Here is a 19648-nt window from a genome sequence, read left to right as displayed (position 1 = left end):
CATGACAATGAGAACAATAATCTGGAAAGAAATGAAAGAGCGTCCTACGGCGCTGATCGCCAGCCTGCTGGCAATCATTTTGAGTGTGACAGCGCTGGTAGCGATCCGCAACGTTACAATTTTCTCAGAACAGGAGGTTGCTGGTAAACTTGACGAACTGGGAGCGAACGTACTGATTCTCCCCGAAGGCGTCACACTGCAGGATTATTATGCTGCAGACATGCACAAGGAAACCATCCCAGAAGAACACGTGGCTGAACTGGCACTGGCGGGACTGACCGGAGTGGAAGCGATTACCCCCAAACTCTGTGTCCCCACCAAACTGGACGACCGCAACGTGATTCTGACGGGCATCCTGCCACAGTCCGAAATACAGAAGATGAATGCCTGGTCGGGAGGCGGCATGCTATTCAAAAAGCATGAAGGTTGTAAAGCTAAGATTAACGTGGCTGATGAAAATCTGGACGCTCCAGACTCCCTGGCAGAACGCAGGGCTCTGCAACACCTGAATCAATCTGAAGTTTTGCTTGGTTCTGATTTTGCCGCCAGTAAGGGACTGAAAGAAGGGGACCAGCTCCAACTTCTGGGGGAAACGTTTGAGGTACTCAGCGTGCTTCCCTCGACGGGGACCGTCGATGACAGTCGGGTGTTCGCCCACCTGCATACTGTGCAACGGCTGTCAGGAACAGGACCGGTTGTGAATATTATTGAAGTTATGGGCTGCTGCGAAGACGTCGCTAACGGATTGGTAGGGGAGTTGCAGTCATTACTGCCCGGTACCAAGGTGGTGACGATCGCCAATGTGGTCGAAACTCAGGTTTCGATTAACCGGATGATGACAAATCTATCGTACCTGTTCCTTGCGATTCTGGTGGCCGTCGGTGGTGCGAGTATGGCGAGTGCAAGCTTTGCGAACGTCATAGAACGTCGTCGCGAAATCGGCACGCTGATGGCTCTGGGGGCCACGCCGAGATTCGTCACGCAGTTGTTCCTGGCAAAAGCGGCTCTGCTGGGCCTGGCCGGGGGGATTAGCGGTTATGTTTTGGGAAGTCTGATAGCAGTCTTTCTGGGACCTGTATTTGCGAGTGTAGCAGTGTTTCCAGTCCCGAGTCTGGCAATCGTTGCCTCTACGGTTGCGGTGCTGGTCACTCTGGCTGCCAGTTATTTTCCGGCGCGCCAGGCTTCCCGCCTCGATCCCTGTCTCTGTTTCAAGGAGGTATAACTAAATGTTAAAGTTAGAATCTGTTAAAAAAGTATATTGTAAGCAACAGCACGAAGTGGTCGCGCTAGACTCGACCTCTATTGAAATCGCGCAAGGTGAGTTCGCTGCGATCATCGGTCCCAGCGGGAGCGGAAAAACGACGCTGCTCTCCATGCTGGGGGCAATGTCGGCCCCTTCTGAAGGCCGCATTCTGCTCGACGACGTATCAATTTATGATTTGCCGATTGAGCAGCGCGCTGAAGTCAGACAGAATAAGATTGGATTTGTCTTCCAGACATTCAATCTGGTGCCTTATCTGACCGCGATTGAAAATGTTCAGGTCCCTATGATGCTGTCACAAAAGTTTAGAACAGAGCAACAGGAGCGGGCGGAGGAATTGCTGGGCACGGTTGGGCTGCAGGATAGACTGCATCATAAACCGAGTGAACTCAGTATTGGTCAGCAACAGCGCGTCGCACTGGCTCGCATGCTGGCCAACGACCCGTTGATCATCCTCGCTGATGAACCGACAGGGAACCTTGATCCGGAGACCCGTGATCAGGTTCTTGCTTTCCTGCGTCAATTCAATGAGGAAGGTCGCACGATCATCATGGTAACACATGATTTGTCTGCTGCGGAGTGTGCCCGCAGAACCTTACGTCTTTCTGAAGGTCGCATCCAGGCAGGTTCAGACCAGAATCTGTTGAAAACAGCTTAAAGAAAGACTTTTATTGGACGGTCTATCTCGAGCTCTCTCTTACAAAGAGAGGGCTCGAGAATCGGCCAACGAGAACATCTCAAAATTATACGTTGGGATGGATTATGAGATTAGAATTATCAGGTTCAGGAGAACTGTGATGCATGGAATGCCGGAAAAGTTAATTAAACTCAGCACCTTTGGATCGCATTCAGTCAGGTCAATCCGACTGATCCTAATTCCCACTCTGTATTCGACGAACTTACGGAAGTAACAGATACAGATTTAGAAGACTTAAGAATAAATACAGTATATATACGGAAACTCCTGAGTTGGAACGCCTGAGTGATTGAATGTTGCGCTAACAAACGACACTCAGGTGTTCCATGTAGTCTTTAGTGAAAAAACATCGACATTAAGAATCTCATCCAACAGAGAACGAAACATGAAAAAGAAGGTCAGTACCTGGAAAGAAGTAGCTGCAAATTCACATATAACAAAATATGTTGACCTTCCCCCCGTTTCTTGATCCATGCGGAATGCGAGAGAATTTGTTATCTTGTATTCAGAAAAAGGACCAGGTCTATGAAACAAAAACGCTACACAGAAGAACAAATCGCCTTTGCTTTACGCCAGGCTGAAGTAGGAATTCCGGTAGCTGAAGTGCCCCGCAAGATGGGGATTATCCATGACCACCATATCTCCTTCCTGGAGAACAGAAACCAGATGCTGTTGTACGTAAGCCACAAACACATCACCATTGATCGCTCCATCAACAACGAGGGGAGCCACTAAGCCGCTGGTTCGTAAACCGGCCAGGAATGTGGTTGTTTTCCAATGTCCGTGCGGCGTCCTGGCAATCAACCGCGTGCCTTTCAATGAACGTCCTCTGGGACGCGTCATATTTGTTTTTGCCCATGTTTCGTCGAGAAAAACGAACCGTTCCGGATCCAGTCCCTGCTGTCTGACTTTCCATTCAGCACGACGTTGTTGAACATCGGGGCGATCCTGCTCTGATGCGATCAGGACTTTTTTTTGAGAGTGAGCTTTAAACGTGTTAATGCGCGACACAATGTCTGACGACAGAGTGCTGTGCCAAGCTGATCCTTCAATTCCTGCAGAGTGATATCCGGTTTATTTGAGACTGCAGTTTGAATTCGATCTGCCAGTGAATGCCACTGGGGAACTCGTTTACGCCTGGTGGCAGGGCTGGTTTTTCCCTGATCTCGAAACTCTTGTTTGACCCGTCTAACCCACGATTCACTGCATTGAAATTGCAATGCAATCTCCCGGGTTGTTAAACCGGCTGCATACGCTTTCAGAACTTCGAGGCGGCGTTCTTTGGAATAAATCAACATGTGAAATCCTCCATGAAATGAGACTTCACCAGTCTACCAGACTTACCGCATTCGCGCTAGACTAAAATGTGACGCGCTCTAGATTCTAAATTATTGCCAACTTTCTCAGCGTTCGTGCCGATGATAAATTGAAGCAGGCAGTTCGGAATGGGCTTGACGTCAGCCCTGCCAGATCGTAGGATACACAGTAACTATGCAAATTCGTTGTAGAGCGTAGAGTAAGGTTGTAATCAGATGTTCCGTTTCACCATCCTCACCTTCATCACACTTCGTGTGACTTTTTGCCCGCTTTTTTGTGTGGCAAGTGGGGATATTGCGCGACCGGTCGCCTTCTCGCCAGCCCACACTTGTACGTGTGTTTCAAGTGAGAGTCGTTCATGCCCGGCGGGCTGTCCCTGCGATTCGCCATCTCCGTGTGAATCCGGCTGTGTTTGCCAGATCACGCCCGAACTGAACAGTCGGATCGTTTCCTCCGATCTTGCGTGGTCCCTCGACTTTGCGCCGGTGTGCTTCGGCACGCTGGACTTCTGCAGAGCCTGCGCATCTCGCTGCGAAGATCATCCGCACCGCTTCGGACTCGAAAGCGGACGTGACGTTCGTCTCGTCTTCGCATCTCTCTCGCTATAGGCCGCTGCTGGCCTGCGCTCGCTGACCAGCGAACTCTGCTACCAATTACATTTGTAATTACGCGTTGAGTTCAGATTTCTGGTTCGCCTGCGCTCCTTGGTAAGCACTTGGATTGCGCTTCGCCTTCCGTGCTTTTCCCATCTTCACCCAGCAGGAGGTACTATCGTGAATCATTCAGTCATCCATACGCCAGAGACGAGCCTAGGTCTATCATCCCCAGAGTCGGACGTGAATAATAGTCCTGGTAAGTCTCCCGGCACCACTACGAAGCCGCGTGGCAAGATTCGGCGGATTATATCGCTGGTCCTCGGCGGCATCGGGCCAACCTTGGTTCTCATTGGCTTTGCAGCGGTATTCTATTTTGGCCACCGCAACGATTGGAAAATCCCTAAGTTCGCCGCATTGACTGGCTCTGCGGAGGCTGTTCGGACTGATTGGTGCGAAGAGCACTCGGTCCCGGAATCGATTTGTGTCCAGTGTGATCCAACACTGATGCCCAAAGGACCAGACTACAGATGGTGCCCAGAGCACGGCGTTCATAACTGCCCGCTCCATCATCCTGACGTTGCCCAACTGAAAGAAACGCCAACTGTTCTGGCAAGTGACTTGGAGCGGGCGGCACGGGCACTCGCCATTGCTCCGCGAAAGGAAAACAACAGCGCCTGCGCGGTTTACGAGACGCGCATCCAGTTCGCTTCGGTCGAGTCCGTGAAGCAAGCTGGTGTCGATGTGGAATTGGTTGAGCGACATCCGATTGTGGAATCCATTTCCGGCAGCGGCGAGATTGTCTACGACCCGACTCGACTAGCGAGTTTGGCTTCTCGATTGCCCGGCAGCGTGTGGATGGTCCAAAAGAACGTCGGAGACAAAGTTGCCAAGGGCGAACTTCTCGCGGTCATCGATGCCCCTGAAGTCGGCAATCTGAAATCGAATCTACTGCGTTCGCTCGCCGAAGAGAAGTTGCAACAACAGAACGTATCGAGACTCACCCAGGCTCGTGAAGTGATTGCTGGATCGTTGATCCTCGATGCAGAGGCCGCGTTGGCCAAAGCCCAGGCCGATGTCCTGAATGCCGAGCAATCACTGCGAAATCTTGGCTTACCAGTGCAGGTCGATTCTTTGCGAAGCATGTCTGACCGGCAGGTTCTGGACAGCCTGCGGTTGCTCGGAATTCCCGATGAGATTCGATCACAGCTTGACAGTCTGACAGCAACCACCAACTTACTGCCAATCGTTTCACCGATTGATGGTGCTATTTCCAAGAGAACCGTAGCGCCGGGTGAAGTCGTTGATCCGACACGAATTCTATTTCAAGTCGCCGATACGCGACAGATGTGGCTCACTCTGAGCGTTCCGCTGGAGAGCATGGACCAGCTTGCTGTCGGTCAAAGCGTCCGATTTCAAGCAGACGGCAGCCGACACGAAGTCCAAGGCCAACTGGACTGGATCAGTACAGCCGCAGACAAGCAGACTCGCATGGTGCAAATTCGAGCCGTGCTTCCCAATTCCGATGGCCATTTGCGAAGTGAGACATTTGGCAGAGGGCAGGTCATCTTGCGAAACGAACCTGATGCCATCGTGATCCCAAAGGGGTCGTCACACTGGGAGGGCTGTTGTCAGGTCGTGTTCGTCCGCGACAAGAGTTATTTCGACAGTCCCGAAAGCTTCAAAGTATTCCACGTTCGCTCAGTGCGTTTGGGGGCGACCAACGGCAACTACACAGAAGTGATCTCTGGTGTTCTTCCGGGCGAGGTGATTGCCACTGTGGGCAGCGACGTGTTGCGAGCGCAGTTACTAAAAAACAATCTCGGTGCAGGCTGTGACTGCGTCGCTGAATAAGGAGCGCATGGATGCTTAATTGGCTCATTGATTTCTCGCTACGCCATCGTGCGTTAGTGATATTGGCGGCAGGTCTGTTCGCTGTCGTTGGTGCGTTTTCGCTTCAGCAACTCGACATCGACGCCTTCCCGGACACGACCCCGGTGCAAATCCAAATAAACACCGTTGCGCCGTCGCTGGCGTCGGAGGAGATCGAACGACAGATTACCTTCCCAGTCGAGCAGGCGATTAGCGGTTTGCCGGGACTCAATCAACTGCGATCTATTTCCAAGTTTGGATTGTCACAGGTCGTAGTCATTTTCGACGATGGCATCGACATCTACTTCGCTCGACAACTGATCAACGAACGGCTTTCAACAGTCGAACTGCCTGCCGGGATCAGCCGACCGCAGATGGGACCAGTGTCAACCGGATTGGGTGAAGTCTTCCACTACGTCTTGGTGTACGACGGCGTTGACTTCTCGAAAGTCTCGAAGGAGGAGCGTGTCAAGCGGTTGACCGAGTTACGAACGATTCACGATTGGGTCGTCAAGCCTCAATTGCGATCAGTGCGAGGGGTCGCCGAAGTCAACAGTTGGGGTGGTTACGAAAAGCAGTATCAAGTGCGGCTCGATCCCGAGCGGCTATTCAAGTATGGACTGACGTTTGAACAGGTCTCAGACGCGCTCCAAACCAACAACGAAAACGTCGGCGGCGGAACGATTACCGATGGCAGCGAAATGTTGCTCGTTCATGGCGTGGGACGAACGGTCAACATCGAAGAGATCAAAGACATTGTGATCACGTCCGAAGATGGCGTGCCGATCCGCGTCCGCGATGTCGCTGACGTGCAGATCGGCCACGAAATTCGTCGCGGAGCAGTCACCGCCAACGGTCGCGGCGAAGCGGTGCTGGGGCTGGGTTTCATGCTGATGGGCGAAAACAGTCACGACGTCACGTGGTCGATCAAGGAAAAAATCCAGAGCATTCAAGAAACGTTGCCGGCCGGCGTAAAGATTCAAACCGTCTACGACCGCACCGAGTTGATTGATCACGTCATTCACACCGTCCAGAAAAACCTGTTCGAGGGCGGACTGTTGGTGGTCGCGGTACTGTTCATCTTTCTCGGCAATCTGAGGGCCGGACTGATCGTGGCGATGGCGATTCCCCTATCGATGCTGTTTGCCTTCTCCGGGATGCTGAAATTCGGGATCGCTGCCAGCCTGCTGAGTTTGGGTGCGATTGATTTCGGTTTGGTCGTTGATAGCTCGGTCGTAATGATTGAGAATTGCGTGCGACATTTGGCTCACAATCGAGACGGGCGCAGTCGTTTGCAGATCATTCGCGACGCAGCGGTCGAGGTTCGCAAACCGACGATGTTCGGCGAACTGATCATCATGATCGTCTATCTGCCGATCCTGACGCTCGAAGGCATCGAAGGAAAACTGTTTCGACCGATGGCCATGACCGTCATCATGGCTCTTGCCGGCTCGATGGTTCTGTCGCTGACTCTCATGCCTGTCTTGGCTAGCCTGTTTCTCCCAAAAAACATCCAAGAAAAAGAACCGCTGCTGATCCGCGTACTCAAGCGGCTCTACGCACCCGTACTGCGGTTTACGATGCATCACAAGGCGTTCGTGATCGGGTCGGCCCTGCTCTTGCTCGTCAGTGTTTTCGGCCTCGTTGCTCCCAATCTTGGTTCGGAGTTCGTGCCTCGGCTTTCCGAAGGTGCCATCACAATAAACGTGGTGCGACTGGCCGGAACCACGATGGAGGAATCCATTCGCTACAACACGAAGATGGAGCAAGTGTTGTTGGAAAAGTTTCCGGATGAGATCGCACAGGTATGGAGTCGTATCGGGACAGCGGAAGTCGCAACCGACCCAATGGGTACCGAGCTGACCGATCTGTTTCTCACACTTCATCCGCGCGAAAGATGGATGCGGGCGGAGACGCAGGAAGAACTGACGAAGCTTGTGCAGGAAGAACTGCGTGACCTGCCCGGTCCACGACTGGCCATGTCACAACCAATCGAGATGCGGATGAATGAGATGATCTCGGGCGTCCGCTCCGATGTCGCTGCCATTCTGTACGGGGATGACCTTGACCTAATGGTCGCCAAAGCATCGGAAGTCGAGCGGGCCTTGCAGTCCATTCCCGGTGCCGAGGACGTCAAAGTCGAACAAGTTTCCGGCCAGCCGGTGCTCCAAATTCGAGTGAAGCAGGATGAAATTGCTCGTTACGGAATAACGGCCAGTACGATCATGAACCTCGTTCGCGCACTCGGAACCCATAATGTCGGGGAAGTTTACGAGGGTCAATTGCGATTTCCGCTTATTATTCGACTGCCGGAGAAAGCTCGTGCCGATCCCGACGCGATCCGTCAGATTCTCGTTGCGACGCCATCGGGTGAGCGAATCCCGCTATCACGATTGGCGACCATCGAAAAGGTCGAAGGGCCGAATACGATCAAACGGGATTGGTACCAGCGGCGGATTACGATCGAAGCCAACGTGCGTGGCCGCGATCTTGGCAGCTTCGTCGCCGAGGCACAGCGTGTCGTTGATGAAAAGGTGCAGCTACCGGCGGGACGATATCGCATCGATTGGGGTGGGCAATTCGAGAATCTACAACGCGCTCAAACGCGGTTGATGATTGTCGTGCCGGTTGCACTGTTGATGATTCTATCGCTGCTCTACATGACGTATCGCAATTGGGTTGACTCGTTTCGAGTCTTCACCGGCGTTCCATTTGCATGGATTGGCGGCATTTTGGCGCTGTGGATTCGTGACATGCCGTTTTCCATTTCGGCTGCGGTCGGATTCATCGCGCTGTCCGGCGTCGCAGTACTGGACGACATGTTGCTTGTTTCAACGATTCGACTACTTCGCCGGCGCGGACGTTCGCTTGACGAAGCAGTCGAAGAAGCAGCCATGACTCGGTTGCGACCGATTCTGATGACAACTCTAGTCGCCAGTCTCGGGTTCGTGCCAATGGCCTTCAGCACCGGAATGGGCGCGGAGGTCCAGAGACCGCTGGCAACAGTTGTGATTGGTGGCGTCTGTAGCGCGATGATCATGAGCTTGCTTGTTCTACGCGTGCTCTATGTCGTGTTCAACCTGCCGGTGGAGAGTCTGCATAAGAATGATGATAGAGGAGACGATGACGGTCATCGTCTTGAACCAGACGAACCGATTGAGCCGGAACTCAGGCATACCCCTGAACCGGCATCGATCTAACTTCAGTTCGGCGATGCCGAAGGAGAATCTGATGAAGTGGATGTTTCGGACGCGCAGCCTTTGGATTGGGTTGACGACGATGTTTGCGCTGCTTTCACTGAGCGTGGTCATGTTGAGTGGTTGCGGCAAGGGTGAGGCGATGAAGAAAGATCCCGCCGGGGCAGCGGCGGTGACCAATATCGATCACAGTCACGGGGGTTGGTGGTGCGTCGAGCACGGCGTGCCCGAAGAAGAGTGTGCCCAGTGCGACAAATCGTTGGTTGCAAAATTCAAGGAGGCCGGTGACTGGTGCGAAGAACATGATCGCCCCGAATCGCAATGCTTCATTTGCAGCCCCGCACGAGTCCACAAATTCGTCGCTCGCTACGAGGCCAAGACCGGCCACAAACCGCCCAAACCGGAAGAATAGGAATGTCTCGACCGAGTGATCATTCATTGCGCCAGCTACTGAAACGAACGGGCGGCGCGCTGCTGGTCCAACCGGGCTGCATGTGTGGCTGCTCCGCACCGACGACCTGTCTCTCGCCAGGCTGCGGAAGCGACTGTTTCCACGATGTTGTGGCGAAACTGGATTTACGGTCACGCACCGATGATGACCAAGAAACAAACTTCTTTCCCAAACAAAGAACGCAGTGATTGTCCTTGTGGCTGGGGCTTGAGTACGTGTTTCGCCAGCCTGTGAAACCGTGCGTCCCCAGCCACACTCTTATCCGAACGCCCTAACCCCAACGCTTAAACGAAAGGAGAGTTCCATGTAGCACATTCTATATCACCCCGTAGTCTGTCGTTTTTTCCATCAAGTGTTTCCCGAAAATGGAGTCTCAATATGTATCGTTTGTTAACTTGTGTCGCGCTGGCCTTGGCCGTTTATTCAACGAGTTCCTTGTGGGCGGCTGACGACACTGTAAGTGCCAACACCATAAAAACGACTATCACCTTGCAGGTGCTGACGTGCGAAGGCTGCGCCAAGAATATTGCCGCAGAATTGTCCGAAGTGCCCGGAGTGGGCGGTGTCAAGACGGACGTGAAGTCCAAGACTGCAACCGTCACTCCCAAGGTCAATGCGATACTCTCGCCGCTGCAACTGTGGGAAGCCGTTGAGAAGGCCGGTAAAACACCAGTCAAGCTTACAGGCCCCAGTGGAACCTTTACATCTAAACCGAAGATGTGATACGCAACATGTGTTAATGCGATGCCGCCAATGCCGGAATCATTCCGACTTGGCGGTATTCTTTACAGGAAAGCGAGTCACATGTCAGGCTCCAGAAAACGTGGACGGCCTATTGTATACAAGCTTGAAGATCGTCGGCGATTGGCGGAACTAATTCGCTAGTACAGCGTACGCGGAGCGCGTGAAATGTCGGCGAACACTACCTGTGTTGCCACATTGCTAAAGATCGCTGTCGAGTTTGGAATCGAATTGAAGAAGGGACGACGACCGCGCCGTGCAGCTTGAGGGCCAGCCAGAAATATCAGGACAAGTAAGCGGCATAGGGGAATGATGGAAATCGATGGAATGTGAACTATGAAAGAATACCGTTTCCGAGTTGCCAACCTGGATTGTGAGAATGACGCTGCGCGTTTGCGTCGGTCGCTCGCATCTCAGTCGGATGTCGAGTTGCTTCAAATCCTGGCTTCTTCGGGAACCGTTCGTATTCGAGCCGAGGAACAGAAAGTCTCGCAAGATGACCTCGAAGGCCAGCTTCGTGAGTTTGGTTTCCCCGTTCAGAAACGGGGTGAAACCGCTGAACCGCAGCCGTTCTGGAAAGACCCGAAGGTTCTTTCCTCGCTAATCTCAGGCGTGCTGCTGCTTGTCGGTTGGTTGCTCGGTTACGCCCTTCCTGATTGGCTGCCGCTGACGCTGTATACGCTCAGTGTTCTGGTCGGCGGATACTATTTCGGTCGCGAAGCAATTGAAGAAGTGCTCTTCGAGCGGCGGATTGACATTGAGCTGCTGATGACGGTCGCCGCCATTGCGGCCTACGTGCTCGGCCAACCTGCCGAAGCGGCGATGCTGGTGTTTCTGTATTCGATCAGCGAGGCGCTCGAAGGATACACGGAATCGAAGACACGGTCGGCGGTTCGAGCGCTGATGGACTTGGCGCCCAAGACCGCCTTGCTGCTTATCGATGGAAAAGAACGCGAGATTCCTGTCGAAGACCTGCGAGTCGGCGACATGTTTCTCGTCAGGCCGGGGCAGGCAGTGGCGACTGACGGCGAGGTGGCTGCTGGTCGCTCAAGCCTTAATCAGGCTCCTGTGACCGGTGAGAGCCTTCCGGTCGAGAAGCAACCCGGCGAGACGGTTTTTGCAGGCAGCATAAATGGTGAAGGCTCTCTGGAGGTAAGGGCGACGAAGGCGTTTGCCGAGAACACGATTTCACGCATCATCCAGATGGTCGAAGAGGCTCAGGAACGCAAGGGGGAAAGCCAGCGGTTCATCGAGCGATTTGGCTTCTGGTACAGCCCCGCCGTTCTACTGATTGGCTTCCTGCTTGCGGTTATTCCGGCCTTGTGGTTTTCCACATCCGGGACAGACTGGACGATCCGTGCCACGGTGTTCATTGTCGCGGCGGCTCCGTGTGCCCTAGTTATTTCTATCCCGGTGACACTTGTCGCCTCGCTCGGCACGGGGGCGCGGAATGGGGTGCTGATCAAAGGGGGCATATACGTCGAGCAACTGGCGCGTATCAGGGTTGTAGCCCTGGACAAGACGGGCACGATCACCCGAGGTCAACCGGAGGTCACGGAGGTCATTTTGGCCGAACAGGATGAGTCGATTCCCCCCCGTCAGGAGATCCTCGCTGTGGCGGCAGGCATTGAACGGCTGAGCCAACACCCATTAGCGCGAGCCATCCAGAGCTACGTTGAGGCGGAAGGAGTCGACCCCGCTGAAATTGCAGCGTTCAATTCTCTGACCGGTGCGGGGGCTTCGGCGACCTTCAATGGAACAACGCTGCACATCGGCAAGCCAAGTTTGTTCGAAGATCAGCTTGGTATTAGTCTTGATCCGCTTTGGGAGCAGATAGTCCGCCTCCAGGCCGAAGGCCAGACGGTTGTGGTTTTCGGAGACGACCGCATCCCGTGGGGGCTGTTCGCCATCCGCGACAATATCCGCCCAAAAGCCCGTCAGGCCATTGATGACTTGCGCAGGACTGGAGTAGAGAAAGTGGTCATGCTCACCGGTGACAACGAGCGCACGGCCCAGGCGATTGCCAAAGAGGCCGGCATCGACGACTGCTATGCCGACCTAAAGCCGGAGGACAAGGTCGCAAAGGTGCGTGAACTCGCCCGAAGCCTCGGACATGTCGTGATGGTAGGAGACGGAGTCAATGACGCCCCGGCGCTGGCTGAAGCCACGGTCGGCGTGGCAATGGGGGCGGCTGGCACCGATGTGGCTTTGGAAACAGCGGACGTGGCACTGATGGCCGACGACCTGGAGAAGCTGGTTTACGCCCTACACTTGGCCCGCCGTAACCAGCGGGTCGTTCGACAGAACCTCGTCTTGTCGGGGCTGGTGATCAGTGTGCTGGTTGTCGGGGCGGTGGCCGGTTGGTTCTCGCTCCCGATCGCCGTGCTTGGACATGAACTCAGTGAGTTTCTGGTAATCGGCAACGGTCTACGGATGCTAAGGGACTGAGAAAGCGGATGAGAATGAGCGATGTACGCTGCGTTTTTGCCTGACAGGAATACATCATGCGAACAATCATAATCAACGCACTGCCAGTTGCGATATTTATGCTGCTTGCGAGCTGCGGTCCGGAGACAGGAACGCAGGAGGGGCATTCTGTGGGTCACGAGGCCGTGATTGTGTTGACCGATGCGATTTATGAAGAGCACGTGTTGCGTAGCAATGAGCCAGTGCTGGTTGACTTTTGGGCGGCTTGGTGCCAGCCGTGTCTGGAGATGAAACCTATCATCCGGGAACTGGCGGAAGAGTACGATGGACGGGTCAAGATTGGACAAATGAATGTAAAGGACAATCCATTCACGACCGCGAAATACGAGATCGAGGCGATACCGGCACTCCTGCTCTTTCAGGACGGAAAACTCTTCAGGCGAATCAATGGCAGCAAAACGAAAGACGAGTTGGTTCGCCTACTGGAATCGGTACTCGTGCCAGCGGATCGAACCGCTGTTGAAAAATAGCGACGAGGCGGTTACTCGTCATACCCGTGGAGACCAGGACTTGGATCTGGTCTGAACGACAGCGGTGTTCGACAGAAATAATGTTCATCCTACGCCATTTCATATTTCTCCGATCAAATAGATTCTCAGCCACGGGAAAGTGATGATTGGAATCGGTGGTGACGACAAACTGGCGTTTGACCTTGGAAATCAGGCCTTCTTCACGCATGGTCCGCCGCACCGATTCGAGGCAGCATCGCAGGTTTTGTTCCAGGATGTCTTCAAGAACTTTGCGATAACAGTAGACGGAGTCGCTATCACGATACGCCTCGTGGATCTGTTCGCGGTGCTTTTCGATCCAGGCGTACTTTAGTTGCGATCCATTGTACTGCTCAACGTCAAAATATCTTTTTCTCCAGGTGACTGGTCGTTGTTGCCTTAGGACGCTGTACGGCTAGGGTTTGTTTTGTGCCAAGGGACGGTGATTGGACACGCAATGGAGCCGACAGAGGTCTCTTGTCTCATGGCCATGAGACGGATTGACGGGAGCCTGGAACCGCACGCAGGCCCCAACTGTTCAACACGCGATTTGCGCATTGCCCGCGCAGAGAATCACAACGTCAACCGCGCCAAGAGAACTCAACACTGGAACGCAGTCACGGGTGGTGGGGCGTGCGAAGAGGCGTCCGCCAGATTGTTGGCCACAGGCAATTCGGTCGCATCAGCCCAGGCAAAGAGCAGATCGTTTTGCGTCAGCCGTTGCTCTGACGTGTCAACAGATGCAACGATTGTCGTCGCCCGGTGGTACTCGCATGCTGGACATTCGCAAGGGGTGCAGTCTTTCGCATCGCCGCAGCACGCGTCGTCGTGGGTCGAAATGCCGCACTGGCAGAACGCACTGGGCACCCACGCCAGCGGCGCAGCGATCAGGACCAGCAAAGCTGCCGTCAAAGAGAATGCAGCTCGGAATTTACTCGCGGAACTGGTCATACTCCAAATAGTCTCCCATACGCCCGGCTGACGCGTCAAGGGCTGAGGCGGCTTAGCCGAGACCGTCAGACCGACGAAACAGGGGCCGGGCGGTGCATCAGGAAAATGTCCCGAAACAACGAGGAAGAGATCAGTAACAATCTCCGCGTAAACTATATATCTACAATTCATCCTTCTCGTTATGGCCTCCTGGGTGGTGCCTTTCGCTTGATGCTCAAGAAACGCAATCATCCGCATGCGGCAGGAACTCAATGCTTCCAGTGACGACATCGTAAATCGCACCGATGATCGCAACTCGACCTTCCTGATGAAGAGTGCTGATCAACTGACTTCGCAACAGAGCCGCTTCGGCCATAGCGCGGACCTGGCGACCGAGGTCACGGGTCAGGCGCTGGCCGCTACGGAACCGCTCATTGCCGTCACGGAGTATTTGCAGTACTTTCCGAGGAGTGAGAGTACATTGAAGCACTCGGGTGGAAAAGTCCACGTACTGAATCTGATCCCTAAACTGATACTTATTCTTGAACCCTATTAAGCTCACCTGCACGCCTCGCGCCGGTGCTGTCTCCTCGGAGAAATCTCGCAAGAGATCGAGTATATCCGGGTCTATGTAGTCCGTGTTCTGAGCGTTGAACAGCACCTGGCCTTCGCGCGGCACTGCATCAAGGACTTTCAACAAGGCGGCCCGATTGAGAAAGCTTACCTGGTTGGCGAGCTCGATGTGCAGGACGTCGCAGCCCACGTGCTTCTCAACAAAGCGACGGATCGGGCGGCGCAGGTTGCTGTTGAGAATGAAGCCAAGGCTAACCGCTAATCCGATCAGAACCCCGACCAGCAAATCGGTTAGAACGATGGCCGCTACCGTCAGAGCGAAGGGGATGAACTGATAGCGGCCTTCATCCCACATCCGCTTTATCAACTTTGGACTGGCGAGTTTGAAGCCCGTAACCAGCAAGACAGCGGAATCATGTTCAGCCACATCGGAAACAACATGACGCTCACGAGAAGTAGTGCCCCATGCACGATTGTGGCCAGCTTTGTCTGACCTCCGGCATGGACATTGACGGAGCCACGGATGACGACAGACGTGATGGGAATTCCGCCGATCAAACCCGCGACCGTGTTGCCGATACCCTGATCCAGCAGTTCGCGGCTCGGAGGGGATCTGCGTTGTTGCGGGTCGAGCTTATCGACCGCCTCGAGGTTCAACAGCGCCTCCAACGACGCCACGATGGCGATGGTTAATCCGGCCATAGCTTAATGCCGTACTCCTCATTGGATGTCAACATGTCTGGAATCGGAATTCTTCGTTCACTTGGCTCGATAGGTCAAGAGTCGCAGGGCGTTAAAAACCACAAGCAGCGTTGAACCTTCGTGGAACAGGACTGCGGCGCCCATTTGCAGTCCGAGGATTGTCGCGGGGATCAGGAACGCCACCATACCAAGACTGAACCACAGGTTCTGTCGAATGATTCGGCTTGTTTGACGGCTCAACCCGACCGCGAAGGGGAGGTGATTCAGGTCGTCCGCCATCAACGCGACATCCGCAGTTTCCAGAGCAATGTCCGAACCGGCCGCACCCATTGCGATGCCAACCGTCGCATTTGCCATTGCGGGCGCATCGTTTACGCCGTCGCCGACCATCGCCACGCCCTCTTGCTTGCTGAGCTTCTTGATCGCCTCGACTTTGTCGTCCGGCATCAAGTCCCCCCAGGCTTCGTCGATTCCAACTTCATTGGCGACGGCATCGGCGACCTGTTGATTGTCGCCAGAAAGTATGATCATCCGCTGGATGCCAAGCTCTCGCAGGCGGGCAATCACGTTCTTGGCCGCTTCTCGCGGCGTATCCATCAGACCCAAAACACCAAGGTAGGTATCACCGCGACGCACGATCATCGTCGTGCGGCCGTCAGCTTCCAGTGCTTCGACTCGCTCCCGCAGCTCTTCAGGAAGCGGCGGTCCATCAACTTCTCCAAACAAGTCGTCTTTGCCAATGTACACCGCCTCGCCGTTGATGTTGGCTTTGACGCCACGCCCCGTGATGGATTGTAAATCGTGGGCCTGAATCACCGATTCGCTGTCGAGGCGTTCGCGTCCACCACGTACGACCGCGGCGGCAAGGGGATGGTCACTGAGTTCTTCCACGGCGATGGCAACCTGCAACAACTCATCCTCGGCGACGCCATCTGAACTCACAACGTTGGTTAGCCATGGCTTGCCTTCGGTCAACGTGCCGGTCTTGTCGAAGGCGATGGCGTGGAGCCTTCCCAGATTCTCCAGCGGACCACCGCCTTTGACGAGCACTCCGCCCCGAGCCGCGCGCGAGATGCCGCTGAGAACCGCGCTTGGGGTCGAAATTGCCAGAGCGCAGGGACTAGCCGCCACCAACACCGCCATCGCGCGATAGAAAGATTTGGTGAATGGCTCGTCGATTATTGTCCAGGCGAATAATAGCAAGACAACCAACGTCAATGCTGCCGGAACGAAGTAACGCTCGAATTTGTCGGTGAACAGTTGCGTGGGCGACTTTTGGGTCTCGGCCTCATTCACCATTTGTACGACGCGGGCCAGCGTGGATTCACCGGCGATCTTGGTCACCTGAATCTCCAGAGCGCCACTTCCATTGATGGTGCCGGCGAAGGCGCGATATCGGGCGTCGAGCCGGTCGGCATTCTCCGTCGCCTCTTGCAGATTATCGACGGCCTGTTTATCCACAGGGACGCTCTCGCCGGTAATCGGGGCCTGATTGACGCTGCTCTGCCCCTTGACGACAAATCCGTCGACGGGAATACGTTCATTGGGTTTGACAATCACTACGTCCCCGACCTGGAGTTGCTCCACGGGTAATTCTTGGGTGCTGCCTTCACGGCGGACCAGTGCGGTTTGAGGAGCAAGTTCGGCGAGGGCTTCAATGGCCCTCTTAGCCCGGCCCATGGCATAATGTTCGAGTGAGTGACCGAGGCTGAAGAGAAATAGCAGCAAAGCGCCCTCAAACCATTCTCCGAGCGTAGCCGCGCCGATGGCCGCCACCAGCATCAGGAAGTCGATCTCAAAACGGCCAGCACGAATATTCTCAATTGCTTCGCGAAACGTAAAAAAGCCGCCGAAGAAGTAAGCGGCCAAGAATAGGCTCCACGGTGCCCATTGATTCACAGCAGCGAACGATAGCAGCCATCCGATGAGCAGCAGCCCGCCGCAAAGCGCGGCAAATCCCAACTCCGTTCTTTCACCCAATAGGCCATCATGTTCGTGATCGTGTTCTTTCGCGACAGGTCGGTCATCGGCTTCCGTTAGTTCGCCGTGTGTCGCCTTCTGTACTCTCTTTTCAACAGTTTGCACACCGATTTTCGCTACCGCGATTCGGATGGCCTCTTCGTCGGTAGATCGGCGGTCAAACTCAATGCGCAGCACGCCGGCCGGGGAGACCGCGGCTTCCAGCACGCCTTGGATTTGATTCGCCCGTGCCTCGGCCGTGCGAGCCTGACGGGCATGCATCGGTTTTGAATTGAGCAAAAAGTGTCCGAACCGCTGGTCAAGATCTGCTCCTGCCCGTTTGGCCAGCGCCCGCACCTCGCCGAGGGAAATGCGGTTGGGATCAAAATGGATACAGATTTGATCCTGCCCCATGCCGATCGTGTTTTTGACATGTGCGGTCTCAATTCCTTCTTTTGCTGTCAGCAATTCTGTTAGGCGCAGGACGCACGCGTCACGGGCATCTGGAATTACCGGTAGGACCAGACCAATCTCAATCAGCGTCTTTGCACTCATCCTAGTTTCCACACCGGTTTTGTCCTTCAGGCTGGGTTGAAGAAGTTGTCGGACCCAATCCACGCCATCGCACGTATACTATCACGAATGTACAAAAAGGGCAAGGTATGATTAGGCCGCCCCTCGTTGCTCGCGGCTATTGCCGTCCGCATTGGGAGCGTCTTGCCTTATAATACATGTTTGTCGCGGACGAGGGCGCGCGTGATGGAATCTTGCACGCAGCGTTTCCCAATCCAGAATAAGTGCCCCACCTGTCACTTCATGTTGCTTCTTCCAATTCATCAGCAATGCCAGGCAGGCGTGATCGATGTAGCTTAGCCCCTTGAAATCGACGTGCAGGACGACGCCAGGCGGGACCGCCTCGAGTGCCGCCGCCCACTTCGGCAGAAGGATGAACGTCGCGGAACCTTCCATTGTCAAGTTATCAATTGTGTTACTTGCAGTGCCTTTTTCGTTGATTGGCTCTTTCTTGCTGATCTATATGCTTGGCTATAACATGAGCGTTGCCGTGTGGGTTGGCATCATTGCGCTTGCGGGTGTCGATGCAGAAACCGGAGTCGTGATGTTGTTGTACTTAGATGTGGCATACCACAAATGGAAAGACGAAGGGCGGATACATAGATTTGACGACACTGAACACGCAGTCATGGAAGGCGCGGTGTAGCGCGTGCGACCAAATGCGACCAAATGCGACCAAATGCGACCAAATGCGACCAAAGATGATGACGGTTATGGCGATCTTGATGGGATTGTTGCCGATCATGTGGTCCACAGGCTCAGGCGCCGACGTCATGAAACGTATTGCCGCCCCGATGGTCGGTGGGGTCGTGACGTCATTTGTGTTAGAGCTGCTGATCTATCCTGCCATTTACGCCATCTGGGAATCGTGGACAGATCTGCGAGACATCGATCACACTGCGGAAAAAGGTTGAATCAGGCACAACGTTGCTTTATGAGTCGTGCCGCTGGCTGTTCTCGAACCGCAATGGTCGCTGGATGCGCACTTTGCAAGCCCATTACGTACAGCAGCTTTCGCGAAAGCTGCTCATTTGCAGTCGATTCAGCGTTGCGCTTCAAAATACCCCAGTACGGTATGTGACTTGCAGCTACATCGACGAGAAGCGAGGAACATCGACTGATTCTGAAGTTTGCTCTGCGTCGACGCGCGGAGTTTCGTTATCTCCCATGAACAAGGAAAAACGCTATGAAGACCAATACTATTTTTCGATCACGGTTCAGCATCTGTGCAGGCGCTGGAGGCATTCTCCTCTCACTGCTTGCTGTCTCGTTGCAATCGCCTGCACTTGGGCAGAACAACTCGAAAGCAGGTGGCCAGAACGACAAGAAAATGTCGATGGAATGCCCCATGATGACTGGCCTGAAGGGAATCAGTTTGACCGCTGACAGTCCGCCGTTGCTGATGGCTAGAGCGAGTGAGTTGAAATTGACAGATGAGCAACAGCAGAAACTGAGAGCTATTACCCAGGAAGCTCAGAGTAAGGCAGCGGAAGTGTTAACCGAAGATCAGCGGTCAATGCTTGGCAAGTCGTCTGGCAAGGCAATGTCAATGATGGAGATCGCAATGATGAGAGCCAAGAAGATGGACGATAGTGAATCTGGCATGATGTGCCCCATGTGCAAGAAGAAGATGGAAGGCATGATGAAAGGAAAGATGAAGAAAAATACGAAGGAGCCGAATGGCAAGACAAAAACACAGTAGCCGTGTCGCGTCAGGCAAAGCACCACTGCCACTTTTCACCGCAGCAGTGTAGCGACGAGTTGGCAGTGCGTTTGTTTACATACCGTCCTTGGGTGGCCGAAAGAC

Annotated in this window: 14 protein-coding genes and 4 pseudogenes; 11 read left to right on the top strand and 7 right to left on the bottom strand. The window is 54.2% G+C overall.

Annotated features, from left to right (window positions below; translation table 11 throughout):
• The first annotated feature begins 1 nt into the window (after position 1).
• From F1728_RS24960 to F1728_RS32710, 3 genes and pseudogenes are all read left to right on the top strand, one after another.
• On the top strand, positions 2-1222 hold the full coding sequence (locus F1728_RS24960) for an ABC transporter permease (protein WP_145190936.1): 1221 nt from the start codon (positions 2-4) through the stop codon (positions 1220-1222).
• A gap of 4 nt (positions 1223-1226) precedes the next feature.
• Positions 1227-1919 (top strand): ABC transporter ATP-binding protein, encoded by a 693-nt coding sequence (locus F1728_RS24955; protein ID WP_145190933.1) that lies wholly within the window; start codon positions 1227-1229, stop codon positions 1917-1919.
• A gap of 564 nt (positions 1920-2483) precedes the next feature.
• A pseudogene (locus F1728_RS32710) lies at positions 2484-2582 on the top strand (transposase); the annotation flags it as partial.
• Between the two features lie 57 nt (positions 2583-2639).
• Here the strand turns inward: F1728_RS32710 and F1728_RS32705 are convergent.
• Positions 2640-2801: pseudogene (locus tag F1728_RS32705) on the bottom strand (IS630 family transposase); the annotation flags it as partial.
• Between the two features lie 119 nt (positions 2802-2920).
• Positions 2921-3256, bottom strand: a complete 336-nt coding sequence (locus tag F1728_RS24945; RefSeq protein WP_002648756.1) for a helix-turn-helix domain-containing protein — start codon at positions 3254-3256, stop codon at positions 2921-2923.
• Between the two features lie 855 nt (positions 3257-4111).
• Here F1728_RS24945 and F1728_RS24940 point away from each other — a divergent pair.
• From F1728_RS24940 to F1728_RS24915, 6 genes are all read left to right on the top strand, one after another.
• On the top strand, positions 4112-5722 hold the full coding sequence (locus F1728_RS24940; protein WP_349680633.1) for an efflux RND transporter periplasmic adaptor subunit: 1611 nt from the start codon (positions 4112-4114) through the stop codon (positions 5720-5722).
• Between the two features lie 11 nt (positions 5723-5733).
• Complete coding sequence (locus F1728_RS24935; RefSeq protein WP_145190924.1) at positions 5734-8940, top strand: efflux RND transporter permease subunit; 3207 nt, start codon at positions 5734-5736, stop codon at positions 8938-8940.
• A 31-nt stretch (positions 8941-8971) separates the two neighbouring features.
• Positions 8972-9349, top strand: a complete 378-nt coding sequence (locus tag F1728_RS24930; protein ID WP_197996799.1) for a hypothetical protein — start codon at positions 8972-8974, stop codon at positions 9347-9349.
• Positions 9350-9766: 417 nt separating this feature from the next.
• Positions 9767-10111: a heavy-metal-associated domain-containing protein gene (locus F1728_RS24925; protein ID WP_145190921.1), complete on the top strand. Its 345-nt coding sequence runs from the start codon at positions 9767-9769 to the stop codon at positions 10109-10111.
• A 354-nt stretch (positions 10112-10465) separates the two neighbouring features.
• On the top strand, positions 10466-12577 hold the full coding sequence (locus F1728_RS24920; protein WP_145190918.1) for a heavy metal translocating P-type ATPase: 2112 nt from the start codon (positions 10466-10468) through the stop codon (positions 12575-12577).
• A gap of 56 nt (positions 12578-12633) precedes the next feature.
• Entirely contained in the window at positions 12634-13086 is a 453-nt protein-coding gene (locus tag F1728_RS24915) for a thioredoxin family protein (RefSeq protein ID WP_197996798.1), read from the top strand.
• On the opposite strand, the gene F1728_RS32700 is transcribed toward F1728_RS24915, so the two are convergent.
• The 5 genes and pseudogenes from F1728_RS32700 to F1728_RS32690 all read right to left on the bottom strand — a co-directional run bounded on the left by F1728_RS32700 (position 13001) and on the right by F1728_RS32690 (position 18237).
• Positions 13001-13402, bottom strand: coding sequence for an IS3 family transposase (locus tag F1728_RS32700; RefSeq protein ID WP_228030879.1), 402 nt, complete (start codon positions 13400-13402; stop codon positions 13001-13003). The genes F1728_RS24915 and F1728_RS32700 overlap by 86 nt on opposite strands.
• A 302-nt stretch (positions 13403-13704) precedes the next feature.
• A complete protein-coding gene (locus F1728_RS24905; RefSeq protein ID WP_145190915.1) occupies positions 13705-14226 on the bottom strand; it encodes a hypothetical protein in 522 nt (173 codons plus the stop codon).
• A gap of 178 nt (positions 14227-14404) precedes the next feature.
• Positions 14405-15309 (bottom strand): annotated as a pseudogene (locus F1728_RS32695) (bifunctional SulP family inorganic anion transporter/carbonic anhydrase); the annotation flags it as partial.
• A 57-nt stretch (positions 15310-15366) separates the two neighbouring features.
• Complete coding sequence (locus F1728_RS24895) at positions 15367-17823, bottom strand: heavy metal translocating P-type ATPase (protein ID WP_145190912.1); 2457 nt, start codon at positions 17821-17823, stop codon at positions 15367-15369.
• 111 nt (positions 17824-17934) lie between these two features.
• Positions 17935-18237, bottom strand: coding sequence for an STAS domain-containing protein (locus tag F1728_RS32690; protein WP_145190909.1), 303 nt, complete (start codon positions 18235-18237; stop codon positions 17935-17937).
• Here F1728_RS32690 and F1728_RS32445 point away from each other — a divergent pair.
• Together F1728_RS32445 and F1728_RS24880 are read left to right on the top strand one after the other, a co-directional pair.
• Positions 18233-18755: pseudogene (locus tag F1728_RS32445) on the top strand (efflux RND transporter permease subunit); the annotation flags it as partial. The gene F1728_RS32690 and the pseudogene F1728_RS32445 sit on opposite strands and share 5 nt — an antisense overlap.
• Positions 18756-19027: 272 nt before the next feature.
• Positions 19028-19543, top strand: coding sequence for a hypothetical protein (locus F1728_RS24880; RefSeq protein WP_145190906.1), 516 nt, complete (start codon positions 19028-19030; stop codon positions 19541-19543).
• The last annotated feature ends 105 nt before the right edge of the window (positions 19544-19648 follow it).

It is taken from the genome of Gimesia benthica (assembly GCF_009720525.1).
Classification (GTDB): Bacteria; Planctomycetota; Planctomycetia; order Planctomycetales; family Planctomycetaceae; genus Gimesia; species Gimesia benthica.
The sequence above is the reverse complement of the archived record's forward strand: the minus strand, read 5'-3'. Positions and strand labels throughout refer to the sequence as shown.

What these genes read in the sequence shown, in the direction of transcription:
- F1728_RS24960 (WP_145190936.1), top strand. Translation starts at nt 2, where the DNA reads ATGACAATGAGAACAATAATCTGGAAAGAAATGAAAGAGCGTCCTACG.
- F1728_RS24955 (WP_145190933.1), top strand. Translation starts at nt 1,227, where the DNA reads ATGTTAAAGTTAGAATCTGTTAAAAAAGTATATTGTAAGCAACAGCAC.
- F1728_RS24945 (WP_002648756.1), bottom strand. Translation starts at nt 3,256, where the DNA reads ATGTTGATTTATTCCAAAGAACGCCGCCTCGAAGTTCTGAAAGCGTAT.
- F1728_RS24935 (WP_145190924.1), top strand. Translation starts at nt 5,734, where the DNA reads ATGCTTAATTGGCTCATTGATTTCTCGCTACGCCATCGTGCGTTAGTG.
- F1728_RS24930 (WP_197996799.1), top strand. Translation starts at nt 8,972, where the DNA reads ATGAAGTGGATGTTTCGGACGCGCAGCCTTTGGATTGGGTTGACGACG.
- F1728_RS24925 (WP_145190921.1), top strand. Translation starts at nt 9,767, where the DNA reads ATGTATCGTTTGTTAACTTGTGTCGCGCTGGCCTTGGCCGTTTATTCA.
- F1728_RS24920 (WP_145190918.1), top strand. Translation starts at nt 10,466, where the DNA reads ATGAAAGAATACCGTTTCCGAGTTGCCAACCTGGATTGTGAGAATGAC.
- F1728_RS24915 (WP_197996798.1), top strand. Translation starts at nt 12,634, where the DNA reads ATGCGAACAATCATAATCAACGCACTGCCAGTTGCGATATTTATGCTG.
- F1728_RS24905 (WP_145190915.1), bottom strand. Translation starts at nt 14,226, where the DNA reads ATGAATTGTAGATATATAGTTTACGCGGAGATTGTTACTGATCTCTTC.
- F1728_RS24895 (WP_145190912.1), bottom strand. Translation starts at nt 17,823, where the DNA reads ATGAGTGCAAAGACGCTGATTGAGATTGGTCTGGTCCTACCGGTAATT.
- F1728_RS32690 (WP_145190909.1), bottom strand. Translation starts at nt 18,237, where the DNA reads ATGGAAGGTTCCGCGACGTTCATCCTTCTGCCGAAGTGGGCGGCGGCA.
- F1728_RS24880 (WP_145190906.1), top strand. Translation starts at nt 19,028, where the DNA reads ATGAAGACCAATACTATTTTTCGATCACGGTTCAGCATCTGTGCAGGC.